Genomic DNA, 8,571 nt, shown 5'->3' on the forward strand with positions numbered 1-8,571 from the left:
TAAACTCCTTATCTACATTAATTCAAGTACCTGAGGGTCGACCAGAATGTTGATAGAATCCAATCCTTCACTAATAAAAACATTGTCCAGATCTGCGACTATATCTACTCTTATAAGATGGTGTATTGTATTGTGTAAAGATTTCACAATGTTTATGAATGAAGTTCGCGATATACCAAATACTTTATTTGGTGTTATCAAATCGTTCCTATCATATAGCTCGTTAATTGTGTAAGCAGATTTGCCTGTTGCCTCTCGTAATTTGTACAAACAATACAATATTGCTATTGGATGTATGTTATCGCTACCTGTTTTTACTAAAGTTCTATTATTTTTATTTCCAGCTATATGCATAATACCGAATTCTTTTGCTATATCAAAGCACTCTATAGTATTGAATAGAGATTTAACTCCACTATCAATTTTTCGAGTTAGATTAACCTCATATTGATTAGTAATTTGATCCAGTATGTCCTTAACGGTATTATGACTGCCCCATGTTAGATTTTTTACAGTCCATAAAAAAACTGGTGAGTTGAAAGATAGGTTAATCAAGCATATCTGCATTACTATTTCAAAATGGTTTTTATAATATTGAACAAAAATTTTTGTTAACTCTGTTACATTGTTATCTTGCAGCAACTCACAATCTCTTAACCATGCTTTAAAACTCAGAATCTGATTGGGACCCAATCCATTTGCCTCAGTAAAATAATAATCGGGGTTTTGTAAAAATGAGGATAACCAATGCTCCCTCATTCCGAAATCTTGATATTTACCGAATCCATCAAGCTCTTTAGACATCTTCTTTCCTCCTGTTGATATGGTTAAAGAGTCAGCCACTAAACATCCTTTACTACTTACATTCAGACAAGCTAAGCAATGCTTGCAGTTTTGTAAAACTTGTACTTTAGGATATGTGATAAGTGCACTATGTGTGCATTCAAGTTCGCATACACCACAATTTGAACAATATGCAGCTTTCTGAATGACTTTCTTTATAGCTCTTTTTGCTTCGAGCAAATTGTTAATGTTGGGAAACTCTATTCTGATCGATCCATTTTTCTCAATACAATAAAACTGTATCGATATTCCTCTAAATAGAACTTCACCTTTTATACCATTATCCATTAATACTGTGTGCAAGTTACCTAATATCTTCATATATTCCAGGATGTTCTCTCTCGGTTTCTGTACTAATACGATAAGATTGTTGCCTATCTCTGTAAATGTAACACTTGTACCTTTTTGATCAACTCCTTCGCCTCCTCCTCTTTTCATCCATTGCTGTTCGGAAATATACTTTTTTAGTTTGTTATCATCTTGAATGCCAAGCATTCTAACATGATCTTCAATGATATTAAGATACTGACTAAATTCGGGTATTTTTAAATGCCCACTTAGAGCTTCTGTCCATGATGTATTGAATGGACATACCATACAGCCTACTCTACTTAAACCTTTTCTGTACCCTTTGTTGAATGGTAGTTTATTTTGAAGAATGTAAAGAAAAACTTCTGTTGTATTCCAATCATGTATGACACCAGCATTAATCTGATTAATATGTTTGACACCTCGCGCAATTCTTGAGTATTTTGCTCTGTTAACACTCTCGTCTTTTCTAACACCCACAAATACTAACGATCTTGGAACCTTCTTATTTGTTTGATTTACGAAGCTATTTAACAACCTTGAAAAGGGTGCAGTTTTATCAACCGAACAGCACCATCTGTGAATCCTACTCGGTGGTCCGAATATCTTCCAATCCTCGATTGAATCTCGGTATGGATGAGCATTATGGATAATGAATTCTGGATGATTTCGTTTGTAAAACTCTTGTGTTTCAATGATATTCTCATAAGTAAATGGATATTCCATTGTTGTATCAGTAAAAATGACTTGGAACTCCTTAATAGACAAAGTTTTAACTACTAAATCCAAAACTACTTGAGAGTCCTTACCACCACTGTATGATACTGCTACAATATCCACATCTTTATAGAATTGTTTATATGTGCGCTGAATAAAATCTATTGATTGGTTTTCCAAGCTTTTAAGAGATTTTGAATTTTCCGACACCAATTTTTCAATATCTATAGGTATTAATTTATTTTTTGGTTCGTTAATCGTTGGATAGAAAATCTCAGGTATAGGTAGAGAATAAATATCACCTCCTTTCAATTGAGCAACTTCAACACCCATGTAGTAATATGATCTTCCCACTGCCCATAATAGAGGTTCTATACTCTTAGGGTATATCCAATGCTTGTCAAAACCAAGTAAATCAAGTTCTTCATAAAACACTGGTCTTGGTGCTTGAATTACTTTATCCTCAGGAATATCATCGCTAAGAATTACCCCATTATTACTTTTGTCCCAAGCTATTTTGAACACTAATATTTCTCCTTACTAACTAAATATTAAACACGATGTAAATTGTCAATTAAAATTGGATAGATATTTCCCTGGAATTCATTATAACCCCATTTTCATTAGATGCAGATAAATATATTCTGATAAATTATGTCTTTGTTTGTGGGGATAATAAATTCAAAGGACCATTGAACAATTGAGGCCAAGGACATTATCGCAATGATTTCTGGCTGATAGGTAGAAATAATCATAATCCTTAAACAAATCTTCCAGTCAGATTTGAATATTAATAAGTCCATTCCTGTTTTCCCTCCAAGTTTTTTTTATTTTTGAATAAGCCAACAAAAATAAGAGCGGGATACAGCTCAACCTTTTTCTTCATCTGGCTTTCCCAACTCTACACCAACTTTTGAAACATAACCTTCCATCGTTCTTACCTTGATAACTTTTCAATGAGTTACGGTATTTAACTTTCATTTTTTTCACTCCTGATAATTTTATCCTCTATAATATAGGGGGTGAAAAATCTCAAGAACGGGGTGACAAAAGCGGAACTTTTTTCCTTTATGGTAACTCCTTATCCACTTGTCTTTTTCTCCTCCTCAACGAGGAGTATAGGTCGGGAGAAAGAGGAGAGGAAGAGGAGATGTTTACAAGTTCAAAGTGCGGGAGTTCAAAGTGCGGGAGTGCAAAGTGCGGGGGTGCAAAGTTCTGAGTGCGGGGGTTCAAAGTTCTGAGTGCGGGGGTGCAAAGTTCTGAGTGCTGGGGTGCAAAGTTAAGACCTTTGAACAATTAGGAGCAAGGCCATTATCGCAATGACTTTTGGCTGATGGGTAGAAATAATCATAATCCTTAAACCATTCTTCCCATCAGAATTGAATGCCAATAAGACCATTCCTGCCATCCCTCCAATTTTGGCTAACAAATATATGCAGCTGATTGGAAAGGATAATAAGGGGGGATGCTTTTTACCTTTACCCACCCAATTATAACAAAAAAAACTTGACTTAGATTGACAAGTTGAAAACAGTGCAATCATTAATAAGTGATATAATATAGAGTGTAAGAGCTAAGGAATATAGGATGTCCTCAAATAACCTGAGAAACAATTAGTTGGAACTTATACCAACTTTTCGGACTCTACTTTCGACTCTATTAAATAACTTATCGAAGGTAATATTAAAACTAATAATACATAAGAAAGTAGTGCTAATGCTTTAGGAAATGATAATAATGGATATATTTTCCAAAGATGGTAATATTATATATCATGGTGATGCCTTGGAAGTGCTTACCAACTCAATTGAAGACTCATCAATAGACTTGATTTTTGTAGACCCTCCATATAATATAGGTAAAAAATTCGGGAATTTTCTGGATAAATGGGATACATTGGAAAACTATGTAGAATGGGCTTATACATGGATAGATCAATGTATTAGGAAATTGAAGCCATCGGGAAGTATGTACATTATGACAAGCACTCAAGCTATGCCATTTTTTGATATTTACATAAATCAAAGAATGACGATTCTGAGTAGAATTATATGGCACTATGATAGCTCCGGTGTTCAAGCAAAAAAGTACTTTGGTTCTTTATATGAACCTATTCTACATTGTGTTAAAACACCAAACGACTATGTCTTCAATTCCCAAGATATTTTAGTCGAAGCCAAGACCGGCTTAAAGAGGAATCTGATCGACTACCGTAAACCCCAGCCCAAACCATACAACAATTATAAAGTCCCAGGGAATGTTTGGTACTTTCCTCGAGTTCGTTATAGAATGGATGAATATGAAGAACATCCAACACAGAAACCGGAAGCATTATTAGAAAGAATTATCCGAGCCAGCAGTAACGAAGGAGATGTGGTTTTAGATCCATTTTCCGGAACTTTTACAACTGGTTCAGTTGCGAAAAGATTAAATAGGCATTTTATAGGAATTGAATCACAGCTCGAGTATGTAAAGATTGGTTTAAGAAGAGTACTTGGGTTTTCTGAACTAAACGGAGAGAAACTATTTACACCTCCCAAAAAATACAACAGAAAGCAACCTCCTCAAGAGGATGTAATGGATATTTTTTATGGTCTATATTGAATATAGTTTCACATCAAGTATCATTGATGTTTTAAATAGGAATTTCCCTAATAAAGCGGAGGAAGTAATATCTCTTAGCGAGCTAATTCAATATCTAAACATAAAAACTAAAGCAGCAAATAAAAATTCGAAGTCAAGAGGAAGTTTTGCTAATCTGTATGCAATATATGTATTAGTCGAGGATTACATAAAAAAGGGGTTCCATAAATCAGGATCTTATAACCAATACCAAGGAGCTCAGTTTAATTCGCTATTTAAACGACAGCGAGCACTACCGTTCGGAAGTCGACTACAGAACCATGCTCTAAATCATAGGTTAAATGAGGAGTTTAAGAAATACTTTCCCGAATCACAATTCCTACCTATACTTAGAGATATTAAAACAAATAGATACTGGATTAATGAGAATTTACTGGTCATTAAAACAACAAATGGAAACATTAACATAGCAGAAGCGGTAATTGAGATTATTAATATTTATATTGAGGTTAGAAAAAAAGAATTCAAAGAATTTATGGAGTACTGCGAAGAAATCATACGAATTCAAAAAGAAGACCCTGGAAAACTGGTTAGTTTTGTTAGCGGATTGTTGAGACCTGATGTAGATGCTCGTATTTTTGAGATAGTTAGTTATGCAATTCTCAAGAATCACTACGCGGGACAAAAAATATACTGGGGATGGGATGTTGAAGATATTAATGAAGAGCAGTTAATGTTATTCAAAACCGGTAGAACCAATGCAAATGATGGTGGAATTGATTTTGTCATGAGGCCATTAGGGCGCTTTTTCCAAGTTACAGAAATGATTGATTCGGATAAGTACTTCTTAGATATTGATAAAGTGCAAAGATATCCTATTACTTTTGTCATTAAGTCCGAACTATCTGTTGACGAAATCATCAGTAAAGTAAAAGTGCAAGCTCAGAAACGCTATTCGATAAATGAAATAGTAAAGTGCTATATGCAAGCTATTGAAGAAGTAATAAACATCCCTATGCTTCTTGAGATATTGAATGATCTACTCCAAGAAGGCAAGGGAGGATTAGTGATTAATGAAATACTAATCCAAAGTAAACTTGAGTTTGACTTGAACGAAACTTAGTGCTGCTACAAAAGATTGTAAAATATTCCATAGTAAGCCATAGATAAAGGAAGAATAGTATGATAAGATTAACAACAATGGATGAATTTACACAATCGATTTTGAATTCATATTATAACGGTACATTAATACTTGAAAAGCACGACCCAAATAAAATACTCAAACCTTTAGGATCCTTTAGAACCGTTGTGTCTCAATACATCTCTGCCAGTGTAGAACGACTAATAAAAGAAATGAATTCCAATAAGTCCATTCCTGTTTTCCCTCCAAGTTTTTTTAGTTTTGATTAAACCATCCAAACTAAGAGCGGGATACAGCTCAACCTTTTTCTTCATCTGGCTTCCTCCAATTTTATACTAACTTTTGAGCCATAACCCATTTGTTGTGATATTTAGGGATTGTTAACTATTAATTGCCTGTATAACCACACCTTCCAACCCGGGGAGAATTAACTACCGGTAACAACATATCTTCTCCACACTTATGTTTGGGAGCACATTTATCACAAAGCCAACCCATACCTCCCCTAATACAACGAACACAAACTTGAGTAGCAGGTTTTCCACATACTACACAGTTTCTCTCAGGAGGATCATTTCTTGCCATAATCCGAATAGATTTGCCTTTGGTGTTTGGTTCAATTTCGGATATAACCTTCAAAGTAAGATAAGTTGTAGTTCCAAAATCGTATTCGTAATAAAATTTCATTCCTGGAGAAAGAACCTCATTCAACTTAACTCCCATAGTTGTTCCTTCATACTCCCCAAACGGTGTAAAGGTGAATGTCATATCCTCAATGGTAAAGGCACTGAGGTGTCCGCAACATTCCAACCAAATGTCCCTGAGAAAAGTATCTAACTTATCCATAGTTATATTTGCTTTTACTAAAAGATGCATCCAGTATTCAGGCAAGTATGTTCCCTCCACCAACAAGTGAAAAAACTTTGTTCGATGTTTTCCATTGTTCTCCAAAGATGTCTTCCATATTGCTTCTCTTTCCTTACAGGATTTCAAATGCCTTGTCATTGCTGACTTATTAAAAGTGCCGGAGCAAAAACAACATTTACCTGTAGATTGAATTCTTGCCATTTTCCTATGTCTCCTTTTTTATTATGCTACTACTAATAATATCATTGCTTATTGCCCTCTTGTCAAATATTATTTTGCAAATGAAACTAATATACTATGAGAAGACCATTGAACAATTGAGGCCAAGGACATTATCGCAATGACTTTTGGCTGATTTGAAGAAATATTCTAAATCTTTAAACAAATCTTCCAGTCAGATTTGAATATTAATAAGTCCATTCCTGTTTTCCCTCCGATTTTGGTTAAAAAATATATGCAGCCAATAGGAAAGAATAATAAGAACAGATACTTTTTACCTTTACCACCCAAGCCCGAGAAAACAAATGCTGGACAGAAACGACCTCCTCTCCAATTTGGCTTGAAATTAACAAAAAGGAATCCCTTCACATTGACTAAATTCACTGATATCAACCTTCCGGAACCAATTCTCAGAGCAATTCAGGACCTTGGTTTCATATCTCCCACTCCCATTCAGGAGGAAACCATCCCCTGGCTGCTGGAAAACGATCAAGATTTAATCGGTTTAGCGCAGACCGGTACTGGCAAAACCGCTGCCTTTGGACTACCCATTCTCAGCGAAACAGATATAGAACAGCTTACCGTGCAAACCCTGATCTTATGCCCCACTCGCGAACTTTGTTTGCAAATAAATAAAGACCTTACAAGCTACGCTAAATACCTGCCTCGCATCCGACTTACTTCCGTTTATGGCGGAGCACCCATCTATAAACAAAAGGAAGCTTTGCAAAAAGGAGTGCACATTGTAACCGGCACTCCCGGAAGGGTAAATGATATGATCCGCCAAGGCGTGCTGAAGCTGGAGATGGTCAATCGCCTGGTATTGGACGAAGCCGATGAAATGCTGAACATGGGTTTTAAGGATGAAATCTTTGAGATTATGAGCCACACACCCCAGTCCAAACAAATTCTGCTTTTTTCAGCCACTATGCCCAAGGAAGTGGAACAGCTTGCTGTCACATTTATGCGCAATCCGCATCACATAAGCGTGGGCAACCAAAACAAGGGTATCGAAAACATCAGCCATTATTATTACAAGGTGCATGCCCAAGATAAATACCTGGCACTGAAGCGGATTGTAGATATGAGCCCCAAGATATATGGGATCATCTTTTGCCGAACCCGCATCGAAACTCAAGAAATTGCTAACAAACTGCAACACGATGGGTATAATGCAGAAGCTCTACACGGTGATTTGTCACAAGGTCAACGGGAACTGGTGATGAGCCGTTTCCGCTCAAAATATGTTAAACTGCTGGTGGCTACTGATGTGGCAGCTCGCGGACTGGATGTGGATGACCTTACCCACATCATCAATTACCACATACCCAACGAACCGGATGTGTATATCCACCGTTCCGGCAGAACTGGCAGAGCGGGGAAAAGCGGTATTTGTCTTAGCATCGTTCACAGCAAGGAACTATCTGACTTGAGGGCGATCGAAAAACGCCTGGGAAGGGACATTATCTGGCAAAAAGTTCCGGGCGGAAGAGAAATCTGTGAAAAGCAGCTCTATCACTTTATCGATACTATGGAACGCACTGAAATCAACACCGCGGAGATCGAATCCTTCCTCACCAATGTGTATAAAAAGCTGAGCTGGATGACCCGTGAAGAGCTGATCCAGCGTTTCGTGTCTATGGAATTTAATCGCTTTTTGGATTATTACAAGGACCTTCATGATCTTGACCAAAGCGAGGAAACAAAAACCAAAGGCGATAAAAAGAGCTTCAGCTTCGTTACCTTCCGGCTGAATATCGGCAGCGACAATGGCCTCACCAAGCGTGATTTGATGCGCTTTGTGAATCAAATGAAGGTTACCCGAAGCATCGAGATTGGCTTGATTGAGATTATGAAAGAACACTGCCTGATTGCACTGGATGCATCCT

General features: G+C 36.6%; 6 protein-coding genes. 4 read left to right on the forward strand and 2 right to left on the reverse strand.

What is annotated here, in order from left to right; all coding sequences use genetic code 11:
* Positions 1-12: 12 nt before the first annotated feature.
* Entirely contained in the window at positions 13-2,394 is a 2,382-nt protein-coding gene (locus ABFC98_02510) for a phosphoadenosine phosphosulfate reductase family protein (GenBank protein MEN6444901.1), read from the reverse strand.
* A gap of 1,212 nt (positions 2,395-3,606) precedes the next feature.
* Here ABFC98_02510 and yhdJ point away from each other — a divergent pair.
* From yhdJ to ABFC98_02525, 3 genes are read left to right on the forward strand one after another with little or no spacing between them, the layout of a single operon-like run.
* Complete coding sequence (yhdJ, locus tag ABFC98_02515; GenBank protein ID MEN6444902.1) at positions 3,607-4,473, forward strand: adenine-specific DNA-methyltransferase; 867 nt, start codon at positions 3,607-3,609, stop codon at positions 4,471-4,473.
* Complete coding sequence (locus tag ABFC98_02520) at positions 4,460-5,575, forward strand: restriction endonuclease (protein MEN6444903.1); 1,116 nt, start codon at positions 4,460-4,462, stop codon at positions 5,573-5,575. The genes yhdJ and ABFC98_02520 overlap by 14 nt, the downstream gene beginning before the upstream one ends.
* 59 nt (positions 5,576-5,634) lie before the next feature.
* On the forward strand, positions 5,635-5,865 hold the full coding sequence (locus ABFC98_02525) for a hypothetical protein (protein MEN6444904.1): 231 nt from the start codon (positions 5,635-5,637) through the stop codon (positions 5,863-5,865).
* 118 nt (positions 5,866-5,983) lie between these two features.
* On the opposite strand, the gene ABFC98_02530 is transcribed toward ABFC98_02525, so the two are convergent.
* The gene (locus ABFC98_02530) at positions 5,984-6,664 is read right to left on the reverse strand and encodes a hypothetical protein (protein ID MEN6444905.1); all 681 of its coding nucleotides are present in this window, start codon (positions 6,662-6,664) and stop codon (positions 5,984-5,986) included.
* A gap of 199 nt (positions 6,665-6,863) precedes the next feature.
* On the opposite strand from ABFC98_02530, the gene ABFC98_02535 reads away from it, so the two are divergent.
* A partial coding sequence (locus ABFC98_02535; protein ID MEN6444906.1) for a DEAD/DEAH box helicase occupies positions 6,864-8,571 on the forward strand: 1,708 nt, incomplete at its 3' end.

The organism is Candidatus Cloacimonas sp., from assembly GCA_039680785.1.
GTDB lineage: Bacteria > Cloacimonadota > Cloacimonadia > Cloacimonadales > Cloacimonadaceae > Cloacimonas.

Coding starts and splice junctions, on each gene's coding strand:
- yhdJ (MEN6444902.1), top strand. CDS start 3,607: ATGGATATATTTTCCAAAGATGGTAATATTATATATCATGGTGATGCC.
- ABFC98_02520 (MEN6444903.1), top strand. CDS start 4,460: ATGGTCTATATTGAATATAGTTTCACATCAAGTATCATTGATGTTTTA.
- ABFC98_02525 (MEN6444904.1), top strand. CDS start 5,635: ATGATAAGATTAACAACAATGGATGAATTTACACAATCGATTTTGAAT.
- ABFC98_02530 (MEN6444905.1), bottom strand. CDS start 6,664: ATGGCAAGAATTCAATCTACAGGTAAATGTTGTTTTTGCTCCGGCACT.